The organism is Psychrobacter pocilloporae (assembly GCF_029872915.1).
Lineage (GTDB): Bacteria > Pseudomonadota > Gammaproteobacteria > Pseudomonadales > Moraxellaceae > Psychrobacter > Psychrobacter pacificensis.
In genome coordinates this window covers 2306390-2327821 of sequence record NZ_PGFT01000001.1, presented here as the reverse complement: position 1 = coordinate 2327821, position 21432 = coordinate 2306390, and the positions used below count along the sequence as shown (strand labels likewise).

The 21432-nt window shown below is 44.5% G+C and carries 19 protein-coding genes and 1 tRNA gene; 5 read left to right on the top strand and 15 right to left on the bottom strand.

Annotation, left to right across the window (positions count from 1 at the left end):
- Positions 1-2 precede the first annotated feature (2 nt).
- Together CUR83_RS09925 and CUR83_RS09920 are read right to left on the bottom strand one after the other, a co-directional pair.
- Positions 3-1190, bottom strand: coding sequence for an Arm DNA-binding domain-containing protein (locus CUR83_RS09925; RefSeq protein ID WP_093068675.1), 1188 nt, complete (start codon positions 1188-1190; stop codon positions 3-5).
- An 11-nt stretch (positions 1191-1201) separates the two neighbouring features.
- A complete protein-coding gene (locus CUR83_RS09920; protein WP_093068677.1) occupies positions 1202-1417 on the bottom strand; it encodes a hypothetical protein in 216 nt (71 codons plus the stop codon).
- Positions 1418-1567: 150 nt separating this feature from the next.
- Between CUR83_RS09920 and CUR83_RS09915 the strand changes: the two genes are divergently transcribed.
- Positions 1568-1792 carry a helix-turn-helix domain-containing protein gene (locus CUR83_RS09915; protein ID WP_093068679.1) on the top strand — a complete coding sequence of 75 codons (225 nt, stop codon included), beginning with the start codon at positions 1568-1570 and terminating at the stop codon, positions 1790-1792.
- Between the two features lie 242 nt (positions 1793-2034).
- Here CUR83_RS09915 and CUR83_RS09910 read toward each other — a convergent pair.
- Positions 2035-2111, bottom strand: a tRNA-Val gene (locus CUR83_RS09910).
- A gap of 313 nt (positions 2112-2424) precedes the next feature.
- On the opposite strand from CUR83_RS09910, the gene CUR83_RS09905 reads away from it, so the two are divergent.
- Positions 2425-3402, top strand: coding sequence for a glutathione S-transferase family protein (locus CUR83_RS09905; RefSeq protein ID WP_093068682.1), 978 nt, complete (start codon positions 2425-2427; stop codon positions 3400-3402).
- A 134-nt stretch (positions 3403-3536) separates the two neighbouring features.
- Here the strand turns inward: CUR83_RS09905 and hemB are convergent, their stop codons facing one another.
- The 5 genes from hemB to CUR83_RS09880 all read right to left on the bottom strand — a co-directional run bounded on the left by hemB (position 3537) and on the right by CUR83_RS09880 (position 13030).
- Positions 3537-4544 carry a porphobilinogen synthase gene (hemB, locus tag CUR83_RS09900; RefSeq protein WP_071001995.1) on the bottom strand — a complete coding sequence of 336 codons (1008 nt, stop codon included), beginning with the start codon at positions 4542-4544 and terminating at the stop codon, positions 3537-3539.
- Positions 4545-4760: 216 nt separating this feature from the next.
- The gene (locus tag CUR83_RS09895; protein WP_284719562.1) at positions 4761-6572 is read right to left on the bottom strand and encodes an efflux transporter outer membrane subunit; all 1812 of its coding nucleotides are present in this window, start codon (positions 6570-6572) and stop codon (positions 4761-4763) included.
- A complete protein-coding gene (locus CUR83_RS09890) occupies positions 6569-9847 on the bottom strand; it encodes an efflux RND transporter permease subunit (protein WP_284719561.1) in 3279 nt (1092 codons plus the stop codon). The genes CUR83_RS09895 and CUR83_RS09890 overlap by 4 nt, the downstream gene beginning before the upstream one ends.
- Before the next feature lie 35 nt (positions 9848-9882).
- Positions 9883-11256 carry an efflux RND transporter periplasmic adaptor subunit gene (locus CUR83_RS09885; protein WP_071001992.1) on the bottom strand — a complete coding sequence of 458 codons (1374 nt, stop codon included), beginning with the start codon at positions 11254-11256 and terminating at the stop codon, positions 9883-9885.
- Between the two features lie 748 nt (positions 11257-12004).
- Positions 12005-13030: a polyprenyl synthetase family protein gene (locus tag CUR83_RS09880; protein WP_284719560.1), complete on the bottom strand. Its 1026-nt coding sequence runs from the start codon at positions 13028-13030 to the stop codon at positions 12005-12007.
- Positions 13031-13598: 568 nt separating this feature from the next.
- Between CUR83_RS09880 and rplU the strand changes: the two genes are divergently transcribed.
- The 3 genes from rplU (at position 13599) to lolA (ending at position 15414) form a co-directional block, all read left to right on the top strand.
- Positions 13599-13910: a 50S ribosomal protein L21 gene (rplU, locus tag CUR83_RS09875; RefSeq protein ID WP_058025937.1), complete on the top strand. Its 312-nt coding sequence runs from the start codon at positions 13599-13601 to the stop codon at positions 13908-13910.
- Between the two features lie 91 nt (positions 13911-14001).
- The gene (gene rpmA, locus CUR83_RS09870) at positions 14002-14259 is read left to right on the top strand and encodes a 50S ribosomal protein L27 (RefSeq protein ID WP_058025936.1); all 258 of its coding nucleotides are present in this window, start codon (positions 14002-14004) and stop codon (positions 14257-14259) included.
- 471 nt (positions 14260-14730) lie between these two features.
- Complete coding sequence (gene lolA / locus CUR83_RS09865) at positions 14731-15414, top strand: outer membrane lipoprotein periplasmic chaperone LolA (protein ID WP_167669377.1); 684 nt, start codon at positions 14731-14733, stop codon at positions 15412-15414.
- A 164-nt stretch (positions 15415-15578) separates the two neighbouring features.
- Here the strand turns inward: lolA and scpB are convergent, their stop codons facing one another.
- The 7 genes from scpB to rplM form a co-directional block, all read right to left on the bottom strand.
- Entirely contained in the window at positions 15579-16190 is a 612-nt protein-coding gene (gene scpB, locus CUR83_RS09860; protein ID WP_071001988.1) for an SMC-Scp complex subunit ScpB, read from the bottom strand.
- A 66-nt stretch (positions 16191-16256) separates the two neighbouring features.
- The gene (locus tag CUR83_RS09855; protein WP_186474110.1) at positions 16257-17096 is read right to left on the bottom strand and encodes a segregation and condensation protein A; all 840 of its coding nucleotides are present in this window, start codon (positions 17094-17096) and stop codon (positions 16257-16259) included.
- Between the two features lie 5 nt (positions 17097-17101).
- Positions 17102-17704, bottom strand: a complete 603-nt coding sequence (locus CUR83_RS09850; RefSeq protein ID WP_186474112.1) for an O-methyltransferase — start codon at positions 17702-17704, stop codon at positions 17102-17104.
- A 20-nt stretch (positions 17705-17724) separates the two neighbouring features.
- A complete protein-coding gene (locus CUR83_RS09845) occupies positions 17725-18795 on the bottom strand; it encodes a tryptophan--tRNA ligase (RefSeq protein WP_093068706.1) in 1071 nt (356 codons plus the stop codon).
- 108 nt (positions 18796-18903) lie between these two features.
- On the bottom strand, positions 18904-19995 hold the full coding sequence (locus CUR83_RS09840; protein ID WP_212564325.1) for an LpxL/LpxP family acyltransferase: 1092 nt from the start codon (positions 19993-19995) through the stop codon (positions 18904-18906).
- 463 nt (positions 19996-20458) lie between these two features.
- Complete coding sequence (rpsI, locus tag CUR83_RS09835; protein WP_058025929.1) at positions 20459-20845, bottom strand: 30S ribosomal protein S9; 387 nt, start codon at positions 20843-20845, stop codon at positions 20459-20461.
- Positions 20846-20855: 10 nt separating this feature from the next.
- The gene (gene rplM / locus CUR83_RS09830) at positions 20856-21284 is read right to left on the bottom strand and encodes a 50S ribosomal protein L13 (RefSeq protein ID WP_058025928.1); all 429 of its coding nucleotides are present in this window, start codon (positions 21282-21284) and stop codon (positions 20856-20858) included.
- Between the last annotated feature and the right edge of the window lie 148 nt (positions 21285-21432).

Below are 21432 nucleotides of genomic sequence, written 5' to 3'. Positions count from 1 at the left end.
TCCTAGTCAGCAGAGGATTGAACCAATTGACTACGATTGACTAAAGCCTCAAATGCACTACCATCCTGCCGAGTCATATTCGGTACGTAACGGCTATACGTGTTGAATAGCATCTTGGTCGTAGAGTGTCCCATTTGACTGGCAATCCATTCAGGACTTTCGCCAGCAGCCAACCATAGCGTCGCTGCAGTATGACGAGTCTGATAAGCATTGCGCTTTTTCAGACCTAAAATTTTAAGAGTTGGATGCCAAACACGCTTATTCACGTTGTTGTAATCAAGTGGTTCACCCGTATGCGCGCAGAACACATAGTCAGAACGCTTGTATGTAATGTCTTGCTGCTCCACTAGGGCCTCATATACCCAAGGAGACATCTGAATAGCTCTATAAGACTCCTGCGTCTTAGGCGGTACGATCTTACCTTTGACCAAAGCTTGCTTAATGACAATCTCGCGACGATTAAAGTCGATATTTTCCCAAGTTAAGCCATCGATCTCACTCGTACGCATACCTGTAAAGAATCTTACTAAGTAATAGTTACGATAGTCTTCCCTAACGCCGTTAATGAACGTCCAAACCTCCTCAAGCGTGAAAGGTTGAATATCAGTCTTAGGCTCCTTAAGGGATTTAATATCGTAGTAAGGGTTTTCAAAATGGTAGCGTTTAGAGGCTTCTTTTAGTATCATACCTAAAGGTACCATTATCGAATTGATGCGTGCCGCTGACAGATGTTTGTTAGCTTTTCCGTACGTTACTTTGGCGAGCGATGAACGGAAGGCTAATACATCTGTCTTTTTTATGATATGAATAGGCTTAGTGCCAAACTTAGGCAATAAATACATATCAATAATTTCTTTAATCTTACGTTTGTAAGTATCACGCCATTCGATCTCTTTTTCAGAAAACCATAGCAGCGCAAATTCCTTAAATGAAAGGACGTCACTTTGAAGACAGTCCTTGCGATCACTTAACGCCATCATCTCATCGCATTTATCGCTTTTGGGGAAATACTTAGCATAACTAAATATGCCCAAGGTAATCTCTGCTTCCATTTTTTCAATCACTTTTTCAAGCTTTTTACGATTCGCTGGCGTGTCAATGAGGTTTGTCGTCTCCCTACAGCGTTTGTTCATATAGCGAAAGTCGACAAATAGCATATTGCTACCCTTACGTGTCCTAATACTAGCCATGATAGTTCTCCTTATTGTAGTGCCATAGCGTTGATGCTACCGGTAATACCAGTACGCATATCTTTTTCGATCTCTTCCCAAACATATAAAATTTTGCGTCCACCAAACGGCCGGATGTAATGAATACCTTCGATAAGCACAGTATCTTTGAGCTCATTACGTATCGTACGAGGGTTATACTTAATGAGCTCAGAAAGCTCTTGGGTAGTTAGGTAGGTATGTGACATAATAAATTCCTTATAAGCCAATTAAATAACTAGATTGTTTTATCGAGATAACAAATAATTTTATGAAAGTATTTTGTTGTTCGATAGAAGTACTTTACTAGCTATCGTAAGTCGATGCAAGTACTTTTTTAGTCTATTGAGGAATTATTGATGATTTTATGTAATTTACCGGTACTACTAGCTGAACGGCGTATGAAAGTGGCAGATTTGATAAGAATGACAGGAATTAGCAAGTCGACTATGCACAAGATCTATAATGAGCAAACATCAAGAATCGATTTCGAGACTATGGATAAAATTTGTGAGGCATTAAATATTGAGGTAGGTGATTTATTTACTTATGTACCTAACGAGTCGCTAGATGAAGAAAAGTAAATTAGTTTTAGGGTGGTTTTAGAACAACTAGAGTAGAGGTCAAAAAGACTATATTGATAAATAGGAAAAATTAAGGGAAGGCGCAACTTGGGCACATTTTGGGCACACAGATTTTTCAGTGCTAATTGTTTAAATGTAGAAAGGTCTAAAGTCTAATTAATATTAATCTATCTATTCCGCCACAGCCCTTATATCTCAGGCATAAAAAAAGCCCCAATCTTAAGATTGGGGCTTTTCGAATCTGGTAGGCGTAATCGGATTCGAACCAACGACCTCTACCATGTCAAGGTAGCGCTCTAACCAACTGAGCTATACGCCTATTTAGGCCATGCATTTTAGCAAGTTTTTCAGACTTTGCAAGCCTTTTTTATAATTATCTTATTTTATTATCATAGTATTTGACGTCGCGCGTTATTATCAAACACTACAGTATGTTTTTTATGTATATTTTCTAAATATTTATTTTAACCAGTTTAGTTTTTATTGTTAATAACAGAGTAAAACTTAATGGGTAAGCTCTTATAACTGATATCATATTCCTCTAACGAATGTGGTTGTCATAAGAGCAATGATGTAAAGTCATTTGTGTCAACTAGGTATTCAACGAAAATTAGAATTAGTCGGAGAATGACATGGGCTTATTGGTAGATGGTAAGTGGCAAGACAAATGGTACGACACGGAAGAAAACGGCGGGCGATTTGAGCGTGAGGATGCCGGGTTTAGGAACTGGATCACCGCAGATGGTAGTGCAGGTCCTACGGGCGTAGGCGGGTTTAAGGCTGAGCCTGATCGCTATCACCTGTACGTGTCGCTAGCCTGTCCTTGGGCACACCGTACTTTAATTTATCGTAAGCTCAAAGGTTTGGAGCAGATCATTCCGATCTCTGTGGTCAACCCTTACATGGGAGAGAATGGTTGGACGTTTGCAGAGGGCGAGGGAGTAATCCCTGATCCGCTTATCCATGCAGATTATGCTTATGAGCTTTATATTAAAGCAAAACCCAATTATACGGGACGGGTTACTGTTCCGATTTTATGGGACAAAAAGACCAATACGATTGTGAGTAATGAATCATCAGAGATCATTCGTATGTTTAATTCAGCTTTTGACGACGTTGGCGCTCTGGCAGGCGATTTCTCGCCAGCATCGTTATTGCCAGAAATCGATGATATCAATGCGTTTGTCTATACGACGATTAATAATGGGGTGTACAAGGCTGGATTTTCGACCACACAAGAGGCTTATGAAGAGGCGGTGATTGAGCTGTTTGCTGCATTAGATACACTGGAAGCGCGCCTAGCAGATAAGCGTTACCTCACAGGGAGCACTATCACCGAAGCGGATTGGCGACTGTTTACCACCTTAGTTCGTTTTGACGCGGTCTATGTTGGGCATTTTAAATGCAACCTACGCCGCATTATCGACTATCCAAACCTGTGGGGATATCTGCGTGATCTATACCAAGTTCCAGGTATCGCTGAGACCGTGAATATGGAGCACATCAAGCAGCACTATTACACCAGCCACGCCAATATCAACCCCACTCGTATCATCCCTATTGGCCCTGCTATTGATTTTACAACAGCCCATCATCGTGATCAGCTATAGACATGTTTGCTTTATACATGTGAACAAAAAAGGCTAAGCATAAATAGAATTTCAATAAAAAACACCCCAGCGACTATGAAGCAGCTGGGAAGCAGCTGGGGTGTTTTACAATGTAAAAGGCATTTTAATTGATATTAACCATTATTTAACTGCCGAGCTGCCTCAAGTGCAAAGTAAGTCAAGATACCATCGGCACCGGCGCGGCGAAAACCAATAAGCGATTCTAGGATCACCGCATCAGTCAGCCAGCCGTTTTGAATAGCTGCCATGTGCATCGCGTATTCGCCGGAGACTTGATAGGCAAAAGTCGGTACGCCAAAGGTGTCTTTGACTTCACGGATCAGATCGAGATAGGGCTGACCAGGCTTAATCATCACCATATCTGCGCCCTCATTGATGTCCATCGCCACTTCGTGCAAAGCTTCAGCGCGGTTACCAAAGTCCATCTGATATTGTTTTTTATGACCGCCTTTTAGGTTGCCGGCGCTACCGACTGCATCACGGAACGGCCCATAATAAGCAGAAGCGTATTTGGCAGAGTAAGCCATGATAGCGGTATTGACAAGACCTTCGCTTTCAAAGGCATCACGCATGGCTTTGATACGGCCATCCATCATATCACTTGGAGAGATGATATCAGCGCCAGCTCTAGCATGGACGAGTGCTTGCTTGACCAGCACCTCAACGGTGTCATCATTGACCACATAACCACTGTCATCAAGCAAGCCGTCTTGACCGTGTGACGTATAAGGGTCGAGCGCCACATCGGTCATCACCACCATCTCAGGCACTGCGTCTTTTAGTGCTGCTACGGCACGCGCGCTTAGTCCATTCTCATCATAGGCCGCTTTGCCATCAGGAGTTTTTAGCGAGTTGTCGATAACAGGGAAAATATCGATAGTCGTCACGCCCTCGCTTAAAAGCTCTTTGGCATAATTAATCAATAGGTCTATCGATAAGCGCTCAACGCCCGGCATACTGGCGATGGCCTCGCGCTGATTACTACCTTCTAATACAAATACTGGGGCTATGAAATGTTTGGGGTGAAGCTCGACTTCACGAATCATAGCACGGATATTATCGTTGTAGCGCAAGCGGCGCAGGCGAGTCTCGGGGAATTGACGATTAAACGTATAAGACATTGTTTTTCCTTATTATTAGTTTAGTGAGTTTGAGGGGGTAATCATTAAATAAGTAAAGCATCAGATGCAGCTAAAATTTTTAGCTTTTTATATAGCTACTATTTATATATAACTACTAAAGGTAGCACATAACAACAAAAAGCCCCACCAACAAGGTAGAGCTAATTGTTATAAAAATAATACGCTAGCTAGTTACTAAATGTTATATAACCATCTTTATGGAGTGACAATCTGTGGCACTGGTACTTGCTCAGTAGGTGTCTCTTCAGTCAATACTCCAACCGCTGCATCAGCGTCGTTGTCATTATCGATATCGACAATCGCAGTCGGCTCAAAGTCAACCTTTACAGGCGTCTGTGCTTGTTTGATAGCAGCGGCTTCTGGTGCTGCAGCTACTCGCGCTGAGCTAGCAGCGTCGATAGCATAGGCCGCTTGCGACTCGGCATCTTTGGTTAATAAAGCACCAACTTGGGCCAAGTTAGTATATTGCGGAACCGGAATCGCGACAGGTGTATCGAGATTGGCACCGCCGCCAAGCGCTTGATATAGCTCGATTTGACTGATGATTTTTTGTAGCTCTAAGTCTAGAATGCCTTGTTGAGTGTCAAACAATGAGCGCTGAGCATCAAGGACATCGAGATAGTTTGAGATACCAGCTTTAAAGCGCGCATCAGCAATCTCATAAGTCTGATCAAAGTTATCTTGCAGGCGGTACTGAGCTGCGAGCTGCTCGCCTAGAGTTGCGCGAGTAGCGAGCACATCGGAGACCTCACGGAACGCCGTTTGAATTGAGCGCTCATAGCTGGCAAGCGTTTGTTCGCGCTCGATTTGTGCGACATCGTAGTTTGCATCCAAACGTCCAGCATCAAAGATGGGTACGCTGATATTAGGGCCAAATGACCAGCCGACTGCATCATTATCGAACAAGTCGCTCAAGCCATCGCTACGGACACCAACGCTACTGGCTAAGCTTATCGTTGGGAAATAAGCGGCACGGGCGACAGCGATATTTGCGCCCGCGGCTTTTAGATCGTATTCCGCTTGTAATACATCAGGGCGATAGCGTAGCAGCTCGCTTGGCAAGCCGGCACTAAACACCTCGTGATTGGTGATATTGCTGACAGCGGGTGCTGGGATAAGCTCAGTAGGTACCGGCGCTCCTAATAAGAACTGCAGAGCATTTCTGGAGGTCAAAATACTGCTTTGCGCACGTAGTACCGCAAGTCTTGCACTCTCTAAAGCTGCTGCAGATTGCAAGGAAGGCAGCTTAGGATCAATACCGGCTTTAAAGCGCTCTTGCGCAATAAACAACGAGCGCTCACGGCTCTCAACAGTTGCCTCGGCGAGTTTGAGCTGCGCTAAGCTATAGCTAAGATTCGCGTAGCTCTGCGCGATATTACTAATCAGACTAATTTGAATAGAGTCTTTGGCTGCCGTCGTTGACAAAAATCTCTGCAACGCTTGATCTTTTAGGCTATCGATTCGGCCCCAAAAGTCCAGCTCATAGCTTGCCAAACCGAGATTGACACTGTAGCTATCTGTCGTCTGTCTACCGCCAGTACTGCCAAAAGGCGTCTCAACGCGCGGAGAGGATTGGCTTTGGCGTGAGTATTCTGCTTGACCATTGATAGTCGGCAAATCATTAATATCAGTAATACGATACTGCGCGCGCGCTTTTTCGATAGCCAAACGGGCACTCTCAAAGTCTTTGTTATTTTCCAGTCCTAACGCAATCAGAGCTTTTAGGCGCTCATCGCTATAAAAGTCCTGCCAGCGCTGTCCTGCGATACTTGGCTGCTCAGAGGTGCTGACAGTCTCATCACCAAAAGCGCCATAAGCTTGCTCGATCGGAAGGTTAGGCTCAGCGAGAACGGGGCTTGTATCTGCTTTAGGGATAGTATTACAAGCGGCCATACTCAGAGCCAAAAAGCTCAGGCCAAGTAGGCGCGATGATTTACCAGTAGCTAGTAAAGCTTTAGAGCTTATCGCTCTTACGGCTGAGTTAGAGGTTAAGAATAAAGAACTCATTGTGTATTATCTCCAAAGCTTACAGGCTGATAACTCGCAGGAGGAGTTAATGATTGCTTATCTTCTGTAGGGGCAGATGGGACCGGATTATCACCGCCGCCGTTACCACTTGGATGGTTATCATCATCATCCCCTTTACCATTGTGAGCTTCATTGCCCTTATAAGGGAACATACCACGCACCCAAATATAGAACATCGGAATAAAGAAGATACCTAGTAAAGTGGCACTAACCACACCACCTACGACACTGGTACCAATAGCAGTTTGGCTGCCTGACCCTGCGCCAGTAGCTATGGCTAATGGCACAACACCGATACCAAAGGCAAGCGAGGTCATAATAATTGGACGTAGACGTTGTCGCGCTGCGGTCATGACGGCCTCTCTGAGACTATAGCCTTCTTCTTGGTGCTCTTTGGCAAATTCAATAATCAAGATGGCGTTTTTGGCGGACAAACCAACGACGGTGAGTAGACCCACTTGCAAGTAGATGTCGTTAGCAAAACCGCGTAACCACGTAAATATCACCGCACCCAATACCCCAAGTGGAATAACCAATAGGACAGAGAAGGGGATAGACCAGCTCTCATAAAGCGCAGCTAGACATAAGAAGACAACTAGAATCGATAGCGCATAAAGCATAGGAGCTTGCGAGCCTGATTTTTGTTCTTCAAGTGATAACCCAGTCCATTCGTAACCGATACCTTCAGGGAGCTGACTGATCATGTTCTCCATAGCTGACATGGCTTCACCAGTACTAAGACCAGGTGCCGCATTACCTTGAATATTCATCGAAGGTAAGCTGTTATAACGAGTCAAACGCGGTGAGCCTGACTGCCATTCGCTACTTGAGAAAGCATCGAAAGAGACCATGTTACCGGTTTCGCCGCGCACATACCACTTGCCGATGTCATCAGGATTGGTACGGCTACTGGCTTCACCTTGAACATAGACACGCTTGATACGGCCACGATCGATAAAGTCATTGATGTAGCTTGAGCCCCAGGCGGTCGAGATAACGCTATTGATACTGCCTAAAGATAGACCATAAGCGGCGGCTTGTTCTTGATTGATATTGACTTTGAGCTGCGGTGCATCTTCTTGACCATTAGGACGTACGCCTGCCACATTTTCGTTTTGTGCAGCCATACCTAGCAGCATATTACGGGCTTCAAGTAACCCTTCGTGTCCAAGGTTACCCACATCTTGTAGCATCAAATCAAAACCACTGGCATTACCAAGCTCAGTAATCGCAGGCGGTACGATAGCAAAAACTTGCGCTTCATTTAACTGGGTAAAGAAATAACCCATGGCGCGATCTGCTACCGCTTGTGCGGTATTCTCTTCCCCAGAGCGCTCCTCCCAATCTGACAGTCGAACGAATGCCAGACCCATGTTTTGGCCTTGACCTGCAAAACTAAAACCAGCAATGGTAAAGACAGAGGCAATATTGTCCGTCTCTTGTGTGTCGTAATAATTTCTGACTTTATCCAGTACATCCTGCGTCTCATCTAGCGTAGAGCCTGCAGGAAGCTGGACTAAGGTGAACATAATACCTTGGTCTTCTTCTGGCAAAAACGAGCCTGGAATACGTAAGAACACCACTGCCATAATACCGATAATTGCCGCATAGCCGATTAAATATAGCCACTTTAAATTAAAGCTCTTACCGACAAAGTTTTCATATGAGCGGCTTAGCTTAAAGAAGCCGCGGTTGAACCAGCCAAAGAAGCCTTTTTGTTGTTCAGTACTGCCTTTTTCATGGCTCTTACCACGTTTTAGCAAGGTCACACATAGGGCAGGGGTGAAGATTAGAGCCACCATGGCTGACAGCGCCATGCTCGTGATCAAGGTGATAGAGAACTGACGATAAATAACACCTGTCGATCCCCCAAAGAAGGCCATCGGTAAAAATACGGCAGACAAAATCAGCGCAATACCAATAACGACCTTACTGATCTCGCCCATCGACTGAATGGTGGCATCTTTGACCGAAATATCAGGGTCTTCTTCTAATATTCGCTCGACGTTTTCGACAACAACGATCGCATCATCAACCAGTAGACCGATGGAGAGTACCATTGCAAACATCGTCAAGACGTTGATACTAAAGCCTGCGATATACAGCACGGCAAAAGTACCTAGCAAGACCACAGGAACGGCAAGAGTAGGAATGATGGTGGCGCGCCAGTTCTGTAAGAAAATGAACATGACGATGAATACAAGCGCAATAGCTTCGAGTAGAGTCTTGACAACTTGTTCGATAGATAAGCGCACAAACGGCGTCGTATCGTAAGGAACAACAGAGCTTAGGCCTGCTGGAAAGTTGGTTTCTAGCTCGGCTATACGTGCGCCGACCGCCTCACGGGTCTCTAGCGCGTTTGCGCCTGCAGCCAATGAGATACCTAGACCTGCCGCTTCTTGACCGTTATACAAGGATCTCTCGCTATAGTTTTCACTACCGATTTCGACATCAGCGACATCGCCGAGGCGTACTTGCGCGCCCGAGGTGTCTGTTTTTAGCAAGATATCTTTAAACTCTTCAGGAGTTTGTAGATAGCTCTGTACGGTGACGGTGGCGTTAATCACCTGTTGATCGGTGTCAGCAGGTGCTTGTCCTAGCTGACCTGCAGATACCTGAGCGTTCTGTGCTCGTACGGCATTGACAACATCAGAGGGCACCATGTTATAGCTACGTAGGCGTGCAGGATCTAGCCAGATACGCATGGCGTAAGAGGAGCCAAACACTTGCACTTCACCCACACCTTCAACACGACTGATCGAATCGAGAACATTGGAGTTGATATAATCGGCAATATCGGCCCGATCCATACTACCGTCTTCAGAAATAAATGCCTGCACCATCATAAAGCTGCTAGACGATTTATTGACGTTGACACCTTGACGCTGAACAGCCTCAGGCAACGAGCTCATCGCTGCTTGTAGTTTGTTTTGTACTTGTACCTGAGCGGTATCAGGGTCTGTGCCATTTTCAAAGGTTAGCGTGACCGATGCACCACCATTTGAAGAACTCGATGATGACATGTACATCAAGCCATCTAGCCCTTTCATACGTTGTTCAATGATTTGCACCACAGAGTTTTCGACCGTTTGTGCGTTTGCACCAGGATAAGTGGCACTAACAGAAACGGTGGGCGGTGCGATACGCGGATACTGCTCAATCGGCAAATTAACAACCGAGATTACCCCGATAAGCATGACCAAAATGGCCAACACCCATGCAAAAATAGGGCGATCAATAAAAAAACGTGACATAGTATATCCCTAGGTCTTCCTATCTTTGAATGGAATTAGTTAGTGGTGGTAGCAGTGTCCTGCTCAGAAGTGTCATCAGCTACCGTTTTCGCAGCTTGCTGTGGTGTTTTGGCGGTAGGCGTTGCAGATGCACCATTAGCGTTTTCTAACGGCTTGACCACGACCTCCTGCTCAGGCTTAACTTTAGAGCCGCCTATAACCACTAGCTTATCGCCACTACTTAAGCCATCGGTGACCACCCATTGACCATCATAAGTACCATTAATGGTAACGGGACGGACTTGGATTTGATTGTTTTCATCAACGATGTAGACTTGTGAATCGCCTTTAGGCGTACGCATTACAGCGCTTTGCGGCACTAAGGCTGCATTAGGAATGACGCTTTGAGTCAGACGCGCTGAGACATACATACCTGGCAGTAGCACGTTATTAGGATTTGGGAAAATAGCTCGTAGAGTCACCGCGCCAGTAGATTGATCGACTTTAGCTTCAGACAGCGCAAGCTTGCCACGCACTGGATACACTGAGCCATCTTCTAGGACCAGCTCGACAGAATTCATACCCGCCTGCGCTTTACCTTCAGCTATCTGCTGACGAAGCTGCAATAGCTCGGATGATGACTGACTGATATCGACATAGATAGGATCTAAGCGCGAAATCGTCACTAAAGGCTCAGATTGACTAGCGTTAACTAAGGTTCCTGCAGTAACGCTTGAGCGGTCACTACGACCAGTCAACGGTGCACGGACGATAGTACGATTGAGATCCAAAGCGCTAGCATCTAAGTTTGATTGCGCGGTTTTAATCCCAGCCTCAGCGCTTCTAATGCTCGCTTCAGTTTGTCCGACTGCAGCGCGAGCACTCTCTAGAGCCGCTTGCGCTGTACGCACTTGAGTTTGCGCTTGGTCATATTGCTGCTTGGAGATAGCGTCAATCTCAACCAAGCCTTTTAGACGCTGAAAGTCATTTATCGCTTGTGCTAATGAGGCTTGGCGACTGGCTAGCTCTGCTTTAGCATTGGCATTATTGGCGATAGCGGTTTGGCGATTAGCCTGTGCTTGCGCGACCGCCGCTTGACCACTAGCGACCGAGGTCGTGTAGTTGTCAGTATTGATACGATAAAGCGGCTGGCCTTTTTTGACGTTACTGCCTTCACGGAACAGTACTTCGTCAATTACGCCGCTGACTTGAGGGCGTACATCAGCCGTCTGATAAGCGGCAGTACGACCAGAGAAAGTCTGAACTTGAGGCACAGTATCGAAGCTGACAGTTTGGACGTTGACGACAGCGGGCGGCATCTGCTGCTGAGCGTTTTCACCCGCAGCGGCGTCTTCTTTATTGTCACAGCCGACCAGTACTGTAGCCGATAGTACAGATGCTATTACAAGCGCAAGATAAGAATGCTTCATCAAGGTCCTCGGTAGAGTAGTAAAATATAGAATAAATGGTATAGAGGTAGAGCGTATCATAATCAAAAAATAGCTTATTTTTCGAAGAGCAATAATAAACTTTATAGAAGTTTATAGCCAAAAAATAAGAAGCTATTGATAAAATTGATAAATAGGGCAGTACCGCTAGCTAATTATAGGACGTCAAGTAAATTTAAGGCGTTATTATAAACTATAGGGTTTACCCCGCAGTCAAGTGATTCACGATAGGAAAGCTGACAAAAACTGACCGCACTGTGCTCGCTGAGTAAATAAAATCCCGCCATAGTAACCGCTACACCAACCAGCAGCTAATAAGAAAACATACAACCCGCTATGCAAATTTATTGTAATTTTTTGTTATAATTGTAAAGCCATAGTGTTATTGAGGTTTTAAAACCGCCAAAAATCTGCTTTGTCAACAAATTGACTAATTTATCAACCCCTAATTATGACCTTTAAAGTATAGCGACTTAAACCAGTCAGTAGCCTCTAATGAGCGTGGTCAATCAGTATTTAACCATTAAAAAATCCTGACACAATTATAGTGCCGTCAGGATTTATGAAACTTAAAGAAAGGTAACTATTTGCTGACACACCCGTTTTAAGAGGGTGTCTTTTTAGAGACTGTTGCTTTTGATCAATGAATATTTATGGCTCGGTTGCTCAAAAACACTGCTAAAAAATGAGCCGTCTCAATTAGCTAATAACACAGACGATTCATATGTCATTATACCAATCGTGCGCTAGCGAGCTCAGTCAGCTGGTACAGACCTTGACGATAACGGTTGTCAGGCAGTGTGCCTAGTGCTTGCTGGGCCAATCTGGTCTCTTCTAGTGCACGCTGTTTACAGTAATCTAATGCGCCGGAGCTGCGGACGAGCTCGATAAGCTGCTCAGCATTCGGTGTTTTTCCCGTTTGTACGGCGATACGCAGCTGCTCATAACCTTCGTTGTCACTATCTTTGAGTAGTTCGAGTGCTTTGATAGTTGGCAGGGTAGGTTTACCTTCTGCAAGATCGTCGCCTAGGTTTTTGCCCATTACGTCGCTATCGCCACTGTAATCAAGCACATCATCGATAATCTGGAAGGCATTACCAAAATGCTGACCAAAATCAGCTAGGGCTTGTAGATGCTGCTCTTGTCCTTGCAAAATAGCCGCGCCTTGAGTTGCCATCATAAACAGGCGAGAGGTTTTGCCATCGATGATGCGCAAGTAGTCGTCTTCTGTTGCGGCAGGGTTATGCTGATGTTGTAGCTGCAATACTTCGCCTTCAGCAATATCACAAGTCCCGTCTGAGAATACTTGCAACAATGGCAAGCTCTGAAAACCAACCAAAAGATTAAAAGCACGGGCTATGAGATAGTCACCGACCAATACGGCAGTGGCATTGTCCCATGTGGCGTTTGCCGTCGGTTTACCGCGGCGCTGTCCTGATTCATCGATCACATCGTCATGCACTAAGGTGGCAGTATGCAGCATCTCCGTAATGGCGGCTAGGTGCATCGCTTTTTCTGATGGATTGTCGTCAAACATACGGGCACACAATAGCGTAATCAGCGGGCGCATACGCTTACCACCGGCATTGATTACATGCTGAGAGACGCTCATGACGAGCTGTACTTTTGAGTTGAGACTACCAAATACTTGCTTGTCCATAATATCAAAATCATTGGCTACAATACTTTGAATATCTGCATAGCTAGGCGTCGATTGAGAGGCAGGCACGGTATTATTTAAAGAGGTACTAGTCATAATAAATAGTCATATTAATAAGAATAAAGAGAGTTGGTATAACCTTGACTTTATCTATCTATAGGTAAGGTATGGTTTCGCTTATCATAACATAGCTGCCTTTGAAAATTGTTGGTTAAAGTACACTATAAGGGTAGCTCAGAGGTCGCTTGTGCGCCTATTATCATGCATAGAAGGCAGGGCAAACTGATGAAAGCGTTCAATAATTTGATGGTAAGAATGTTAACTTATCACGAGGTTTTGTCGTCACATAAATGATAGATAAAAGGCTGTAAGTAACTGATTGTATAAGTTATAATAGCCCCCGTTAGGCTCAAACCATCATTTATAACCATTGTTATGCTGCTTTTATCAGTATCGTCGTCTACGACGGTCTAATAATCTGTAACGTATATAACAATGCAGATGATGGTGATTTCGTGTAACCACCTTATAAAAACAAGACGCGCGGCTTGCTTTTATAAGCAAAAAGCCGTAAAATCTTGCCTTTAATTTTTCCCTGTCGTGTTCGTTATTGAAGCGTAGGTATAATATCTACCACGGCACACGGGTTAAACGGAGTCATACAATGTACGCAGTAATTAAAACTGGTGGTAAGCAGCACCGTGTAGTCGTCGATGAATTGCTTAAAGTTGAATTGCTAAAAGCAGAAAAAGGCGAAACAATCAAATTTGAAGACGTGTTGATGGTTGTTGACGGCGATGACGTCAAAATCGGTCAGCCTGTTGTTGATGGCGCTAGCGTAGAAGTTGAAGTTGTTGAGCATGGTCGCGGCGAAAAAATCCGTATTATCAAGCACAACCGTCGTAAGCATTATCACAAAGAGCAAGGTCACCGCCAATGGTACACCTTGTTAAAAATCAAAGCCATTAATGCCTAATTATCCGTTTAGCAACGTTTGCTAAATAGCGCACTAAATGCTTAAGAGTTGTCGCATAAGCGATAAGTCACATTAACAAGGAGATTTTCTCATGGCACATAAAAAAGCTGCCGGTTCGAGCCGTAACGGTCGTGATTCAAACCCAAAAATGCTAGGCGTAAAGATCTTTGGTGGCCAAGCTATCACAGCTGGTAACATCATCGTTCGTCAACGTGGTACAGAATTCCACGCAGGCGAAGGCGTTGGCATGGGTCGTGACCATACTTTATTTGCACTAAATGATGGTGTTGTAAAGTTTGAGACTAAAGGTAAATTTAACCGTCGTTATGTAACGGTTGAAAACGCATAATTATCTATTTAGGTCATTTTATTCTTTGAATAAAACGATTGGATAATTAAAAAAGCCCTTACTGCCTTATGGTAGTAGGGGCTTTTTACGTTTATAAGACCTTATCAATTAATATTGGCTTTTGTTAGAGATTGGTTTTTGTTAGCAGTTTGGTCAGCAATTTTATATAGCATAAATACTCGTCACACTTAGCTCACTGGCTCTTTATGAGCACAGTGTTAATAATTTATCATGATAAATGCAAACTTTTACCGTGTAACTGCATTGGTTACAAGCGTGTATGGCAGCCGTAGTAATGATTGCAAATCATGACTAGGCGCGTAATAAAAAAACTGGCACACTGTTGCCATTGCTGATCGATACCTGTTTTGCAGTGTTGAGATTGGTATCAACAGAAAAAATTTTAATAAGCTATTCTATTTTTAAGCGACTATTTTTAAAGCGATTATGCTTTTTTAGAGAGGATTTATGATGAACTTATCTACGAAAAAATCAACCAAACAGAAGATGATGAGTGGTGCTTTAGCAGGTGTATTAATGACATCGTTAGGTATCGCAGCGCCAATGATAGCATTGACTCAAACAGCCACAGCAGCTCCTGCTGATAACCTAACAGCTGCTAAACGTTTGAACAAATTGCTGACCAATACCAAGAGTATGACTGCCAACTTTAGCCAGACAACCAAAGGCGCGAGCAGTGGTACGTTTAAAGGCTCTATGAGTGTCCAACGTCCCAATAACTTCCGCTGGGAAACCAAATCGCCCTCAGAGCAATTGATCGTTGCCAATGGCAACTCTATGTGGATCTATGACAAAGATCTAGAGCAAGCGACTAAACAAAATGTGGATAGCCAAGTAGGCAATACGCCAGCACTGTTATTATCAGGTGATCCAAGTAAGATTGATCAAAACTTTAAAATCACTCAGCCATATAGCAATAAGAACTACTATGTGTTGTACCCAAAATCTGATAATGCCAGCTTTAAGAGCCTATCCATGAGCTTTAGCGGCGGTAAACCTGTGATGATGGTACTAAACGATACGCTAGGTCAAACGACATCTATTAAGTTTAGTAGTATCAAAATGAATCCAAGCATCGGTAGCAGTCAGTTTAAGTTCACTCCACCAAAAGGTGTTGATGTTATCAATCAATAAGGACGAGCTAATTGATGAAGCAGATTATGATGCTTTGCTATTTATCTAAGGTTGAAAGCCTCTAAGAGTGACAACCCCTAAGAGTAATAGCCAAATAAAAAGGACAGATCCTATATGATCTGTCCTTTTTTATGAGCGTAATGATAGTTTGGTCAGCAGAAAAATTAAGACATAGCTCGTATGGAGTCCATATCTGGCATTGGTGGTAGCTCGTCTAAATGACTCAGCCCAAATGCATCCAAAAATTGTGCGGTGGTGTGAAGGAGCGCTGGGCGGCCTAAGGTCTCCTTAAAGCCTTTTTCAATGATCCACCCCTTATCAAATAGCTGGCGTAGTATATTGCTTGATAACGTCACACCGCGCACTTGCTCGATGTCACTCCGTGTCACAGGTTGCTTATACGCAATAACGCTTAACGTCTCAAGTAACGCTTGGCTCAAACGCTCTTGACGCTGCGGGAAAGTCTGCTGAATCAAGCCGCTATAGGCATCGGAAATTTGCAATCGATAGCCGCTAGCTGTCTCATGTAGGTTCAGCACACCGGTCTCTAACCGTCGCTCTAGCACCTCTAAGGCTTGCTTTAATTCCTTAGTAGATAATGATAAATGTTTTCTTAACGCGTGAGCTGTCAGCGGCGCCTCTGATGCATGCAGCAGCACCTCGATGTGCTTGCTCACATCTTCAAGAGACGCCTGATTTGCCCCAATAGAGGAAGCTGTAGCGGTGCCTGTAGTTTCGGCTTTACTAGGCTGCTTTGAGTCGTCAATATCTACCATCTAAAATGTGCTCTTGTTTTAATATCATGGGATCAATAGCAGGTTTGGCGGCTAACCTGATGCTGGTTAGGCCAACCACTGTAGTGTTAGTTCTTGGGATTGATTGTCTATATCGGATGGATCGGTATCATATTTCATTAACGTGCTTGCATCATTATTGGGTTCTGTATAGACCACACCAACTAATTGCCGCTTAATCAGTTCAAGTACGGCGACAAAGCTCACGACCACGCCTATTTTCCCCTGTGCTTTGTCTAGTAGCTCATAAAAGGAGCGGGCACCATCAGTACTCAGTTGCCGACTAATGCTAGCGATACGATCAGAAAGCGGCACGATATCAGTTTTGATGGTATGCATTTGATAGTCTGGCTGTAGCTGCATTTTAAACAAGCTATCGATCAGCAGAGTAGGCGAGTAGTTGGGCAGCTCAGCATTCATAACGTCTTGACTGGGCATACTTACCATGGCTAAGAACACATCACGCTCTAAACGTATCAGATTGTCTAAGCGCTGACTGGCGGCTTTGATTTGTGCGTACTCTTCTAGGCGTTCAATCAGCTCGGCTTTTGGATCGCGCTCATCGGTAGGCGTGTCAGGGGTAGGCAATAGTAATTCGGTTTTAATAGCAATCAGCGTCGACGCCATCAGCAGATAATCACCTGCCAATTCAAAATGCTCAGTATCTAACTCACTGATATAGGCAAGATACTGCTCAGTGATGGGTAGAATCGGCATTTGGGTCAAATCAACGTTGTTCTTTTTGACCAAATATAATAAAAAATCTAGTGGCCCAGCAAACTGCTCTAGCCAAATCGCAAACGCTTGTGGCGGAACATAAAGATCGTCTGGTAGATGCTGTACTGGCGTCTGATAGATGCGCAGCGCAGTCGTGTTGGATGTATCCATAATACTTAATGTTCCTGGCGCACTGCCATAAATAGTCCAGCACCAACATCTAACGTGTGACAAAGATAACGAGAGTCGTTGGTGAATTCTGCCAAGAACTCGCTCACCTCATCACGATGAGAGATGACATTATCGACAATAAGTACACTACCGACGTCCAATGCGTTATGCAGACCTCGGATATAATCGATATAGAATTGCCGCTCTGCATCCAAAAATACCAAGTCAAAGACGTCTTCATTGCTATTGAAAAAAATAAAGGCGTCTTGTACGATGAGTCGAACAGAGTCAGACAGCCGCGTATTTTGCAGATGCTGGCGAGCAGCTTCACTGCGGTTTTTGTCGATGTCTAGCGATGTAAAGTCACATTCAGCCTGATGCCGCAGACCATACGCCAGCCACAATGTCGAAAAGCCCGTCGAGGTACCAACCTCTAGTACCTTTTTGGGCTGTCTGATCGTGGCAATATTGGCCAAAAACTGCGCCGCATCTGGTTCGACATGGCGATGACGAGCCAGCCGATTGGATTGTTCAGAGTCATACGTACTGTCAGCCTCGTATAAAGACTGACAGTAAGATAAAAAATGGCTTGGATTAAATGTCGGCATTATAAACGATCAGAAGTCATTTATTTAAGCTTCGCTAGTGGGCGAATACCAATGGCACGGCGGGCTTTATCCAGCTGCTTACGGCTATGACGACGGGCTTTATCTGCGCCCATTTGCAAGATTTCTTCCAGCTCTTTTGGATTTGCCATCAATTCTTGATAGCGCGCGCGGAAAGGGGCAATCTCGTTATTGATTTGTTGGAACAACTGCTCTTTGGCGTCTCCCCAACCAATACCTGATTCATACTGCGCACGCAAATTAGCAATTTCTTCAGGCGTAGCAAACGCTTTATAAATCTCAAAAATTGCTGACGCGTCAGGATCTTTTGGCTCTTCTGGCAATTGTGAGTTGGTCACAATACGCATGATGGCCTTACGCATCATTTTTTCAGGATCGGCTTGGCTATTAAACTCGCCAAACAACGGAATCACGTTGTTATAGCTTTTGCTCATTTTGCGACCATCGAGACCTGTGAGTAGCGGCGTGTTGTCGTCGACCAGGGCTTCAGGCTCAGTGAACAATGGCTTGTAACGATGATTAAATGTACCTGCTATATCACGCGCCATTTCAATGTGCTGAATTTGGTCACGGCCAACAGGTACATGCGTGGCATTAAACATCAAAATATCAGCAGCCATTAACACAGGGTAGCCAAACAACCCCATGTTAATCCCTTGGTCAGGATCAACGTCTTCTTTTTCCATATTAGCATCGACCGCTGCTTTGTAGGCATGAGCGCGGTTCATGAGGCCTTTGGCACATGAGGAGCTCAAAATCCATGACAACTCCAAAATCTCAGGCACATCTGACTGACGATAAAAAGTCACGCGCTCAGGATCGAGACCACAGGCGAGCCATGTCGCGGCAATGGCTTTGGTTGACTCGTGAATGATCGCAGGATCATGGCAACCAATAATACTGTGATAATCCGCTAAAAAGAAAAAAGCGTCGCTATCGCTGTTTTGAATAGACTGGATGGCCGGACGAATCGCGCCAACATAGTTACCAAGATGCGGAATACCTGTGGGTTTGATCCCTGTCAAAATGCGTTTATGTGGGGCTGCTTGTCCAGAACTGTGATTGTCGCTCATGAAAAATCCGTTGTTTTGTTTGTCAAATTATTATAATGCGTGACTAAAAGTGCAAAATAGCAGTTGTAAAGTATAGCAAATTTTATCAGCCCTTTTGAAAATAAAGGCCTACTTATAGATATCCGTACGACCATTTGGCCCATGTTTAAAGCGCCGATGAAACCACATCCACTGAGTCGGATCAATACGTATGAGTCCCTCTAAAACTTCATTAACCCGAGTAGCATCCGCAACCTCATCTTGACTTGGGTAGTTCTCAAGCTCTGGGGTGATGGTCAAGTGATAATGAGGTCGCTTACCACGTGGTAGATTATCTGGTGTCTGCCGATAGGTGTGTAGCGCCATCACGGCGGGTGGATGCGTTTTGCTGCCTAATTTTGCCATACGGCGTGATGCGGTGATGGTCGCTGCTGGCACGCCAAAGAATGGCGCCATAACCCCTTGTTTTAGACCATAGTCCTGATCGGGGGAATACCAAATCACATGACCTGCTTTGATAGAGGTGACTAGGCTTCGCATGTCACGGCTGGAGATTTGCTTACCGAATATATTGGTACGACCATTATAGATAAACCAGTCCAGTAAAGGGTTGTTTTGCGTACGGTACATACAATCGACAGGGAAGAATTGAGAACACAGTAAGCCGCCCAAATCCAGCATCGTATAATGCGCACCCAATAGAATAACCGGACGCTGCTCGTTTTGCGCATTAACAAGATGCTGTAATCCCGAAATAGATACCGTTCTAGTAAATATATTTGGACGGAACCAAGCACATAGGGTTTCAAACACCCCAATACCTTGATTGACAAAGACTTGCTTTGCCATCAATTCACGCTCAGCTTCTGGCTTTTCTGGAAACGCCAGCTTTAGATTAATCAGAGTGTCACGCCTACGGGAGCCTGCAGCGTTATAAATCAATATGCCGAGCTTACGACCTAGCCAAAACTGCCAACGCAGTGGCAAATATATCATGGGTAACATCACCAAAAACAACAACCAAATACCCCAATACTTTGGCAATAAAAACTGCCATTGAAAGGGCTTGTTTTCTGCTTGCGCGGTACGCTTTTGATTTTGCGTAATCGTTGGGGTGCCAGCAGGTATAGCAGGCGACTTATTGGATTGCTGCCTACTGGATGATGGTATGCCGTTAGTGTTGGAGGGTTTACTAGGATCGTATTGTTCTGGCGCTTTCATAATATCCTTCTGCCGCACCGTGTATCACATTGCAGCTAATGATGAAAAGTTATTGATATGATGGGGTAGGCTCAAATGCTTTGCAAGTGAGAATGTTTATAAGGTTCTTAATTTGCAGTGCTAATATAAAGTACGTATATCGATAGCTATTGCAATGAGAGATATAGTGAAACCATTATAAAAATGGTATAGCAAGATTAAACGCTATTTTTCGCAGCCTCTGGAGACGCAGTCACAGCAAGCAAGAAAAGTATCGTTTAATCGAGCGCGTTTCCTATGCTGTATCAATGTTATTGAGGTCCTACTATAGCCACACTACCTATAGGCCAATCAGCAGGCATAAAAAAGCCTTATAAGCTGTGACCAGCTTATAAGGCTTTGCAAAACGCTTCTCTTATTTGAGTTTGCTACCATCGCTCCGAGAAAAAGACAACAGCAGCAAAAAGATAAGAAAGTGCTTTGATTAACGTTTTGAGAACTGTGGACGTTTACGTGCTTTACGTAGACCCAGTTTCTTACGTTCAACTTGACGTGAATCACGAGTAACAAAACCAGCTGCTTTTAGGGCAGGCTTCAAAGTTTCGTCAGCTTCGATCAATGCACGTGTGATGCCGTGGCGGATTGCGCCCGCTTGACCACTGATACCACCACCTGCAACAGTGACATATAAGTCATACTGGTTAGCAGAGTCTAGTAGTTCTAATGGCTGACGAACAACCATGCGTGAAGTTTCACGGCTGAAGTATTCGTCTAGTGGCTTACCGTTAACAACAATACTACCAGTACCTTTTGATAAAAAGACACGAGCAGTAGACGTCTTGCGGCGACCAGTTCCGTAATTGCGTTCCATAAGTATATCCTTAGATGTCTAGTTCTTTAGGTTGCTGTGCAGTATGTGGATGTTCAGTACCCGCATATAGTTTCAGCTTCTTGATCATCGCATAGCCAAGAGGGCCCTTTGGAAGCATACCCTTAACTGCTTTGTGTAGAACATCTTCAGGCTTATGTGCAATCAGCTTTGTGAAGTTGGTTTCTTTAATACCACCTGGGTAGCCACTGTGACGATAGTACTTTTTGTCTTGCGCTTTCTTACCCGTTACCGCGATTTTTTCTGCGTTGATGACAACAATGAAGTCACCAGTATCTACGTGCGGAGTATAAGAAGGCTTGTGCTTGCCACGTAAGCGAGTTGCGATTTGAGTGGCTAAGCGACCAAGGGTTTTGCCGTCAGCATCTACGACATACCAGTCATGGGTCACTTCAGCTGGTTTTGCACTAAGTGTTTTCATGATAAAACCTTAAAATTAGAATTCGTTGAGAGTTTAGCTGGGAACGGGGCTCTCAAAAAACAGACTGCACATTATAAGCAGTAGCGCCTACGCTTGCAAGCTGCATTGGGGTTTATTTTCGCCTTTATACATTAAACTGCAGTGTTTG

Coding starts and splice junctions, on each gene's coding strand:
- scpB (WP_071001988.1), bottom strand. CDS start 16,190: ATGGTAGATATTGACGACTCAAAGCAGCCTAGTAAAGCCGAAACTACA.
- CUR83_RS09880 (WP_284719560.1), bottom strand. CDS start 13,030: ATGACTAGTACCTCTTTAAATAATACCGTGCCTGCCTCTCAATCGACG.
- CUR83_RS09890 (WP_284719561.1), bottom strand. CDS start 9,847: ATGTCACGTTTTTTTATTGATCGCCCTATTTTTGCATGGGTGTTGGCC.
- rpmA (WP_058025936.1), top strand. CDS start 14,002: ATGGCACATAAAAAAGCTGCCGGTTCGAGCCGTAACGGTCGTGATTCA.
- CUR83_RS09905 (WP_093068682.1), top strand. CDS start 2,425: ATGGGCTTATTGGTAGATGGTAAGTGGCAAGACAAATGGTACGACACG.
- CUR83_RS09895 (WP_284719562.1), bottom strand. CDS start 6,572: ATGAGTTCTTTATTCTTAACCTCTAACTCAGCCGTAAGAGCGATAAGC.
- lolA (WP_167669377.1), top strand. CDS start 14,731: ATGAACTTATCTACGAAAAAATCAACCAAACAGAAGATGATGAGTGGT.
- CUR83_RS09925 (WP_093068675.1), bottom strand. CDS start 1,190: ATGGCTAGTATTAGGACACGTAAGGGTAGCAATATGCTATTTGTCGAC.
- CUR83_RS09840 (WP_212564325.1), bottom strand. CDS start 19,995: ATGAAAGCGCCAGAACAATACGATCCTAGTAAACCCTCCAACACTAAC.
- rplM (WP_058025928.1), bottom strand. CDS start 21,284: ATGAAAACACTTAGTGCAAAACCAGCTGAAGTGACCCATGACTGGTAT.
- CUR83_RS09915 (WP_093068679.1), top strand. CDS start 1,568: ATGATTTTATGTAATTTACCGGTACTACTAGCTGAACGGCGTATGAAA.
- CUR83_RS09885 (WP_071001992.1), bottom strand. CDS start 11,256: ATGAAGCATTCTTATCTTGCGCTTGTAATAGCATCTGTACTATCGGCT.
- CUR83_RS09845 (WP_093068706.1), bottom strand. CDS start 18,795: ATGAGCGACAATCACAGTTCTGGACAAGCAGCCCCACATAAACGCATT.
- CUR83_RS09920 (WP_093068677.1), bottom strand. CDS start 1,417: ATGTCACATACCTACCTAACTACCCAAGAGCTTTCTGAGCTCATTAAG.
- hemB (WP_071001995.1), bottom strand. CDS start 4,544: ATGTCTTATACGTTTAATCGTCAATTCCCCGAGACTCGCCTGCGCCGC.
- rplU (WP_058025937.1), top strand. CDS start 13,599: ATGTACGCAGTAATTAAAACTGGTGGTAAGCAGCACCGTGTAGTCGTC.
- CUR83_RS09850 (WP_186474112.1), bottom strand. CDS start 17,704: ATGCCGACATTTAATCCAAGCCATTTTTTATCTTACTGTCAGTCTTTA.
- CUR83_RS09855 (WP_186474110.1), bottom strand. CDS start 17,096: ATGGATACATCCAACACGACTGCGCTGCGCATCTATCAGACGCCAGTA.
- rpsI (WP_058025929.1), bottom strand. CDS start 20,845: ATGGAACGCAATTACGGAACTGGTCGCCGCAAGACGTCTACTGCTCGT.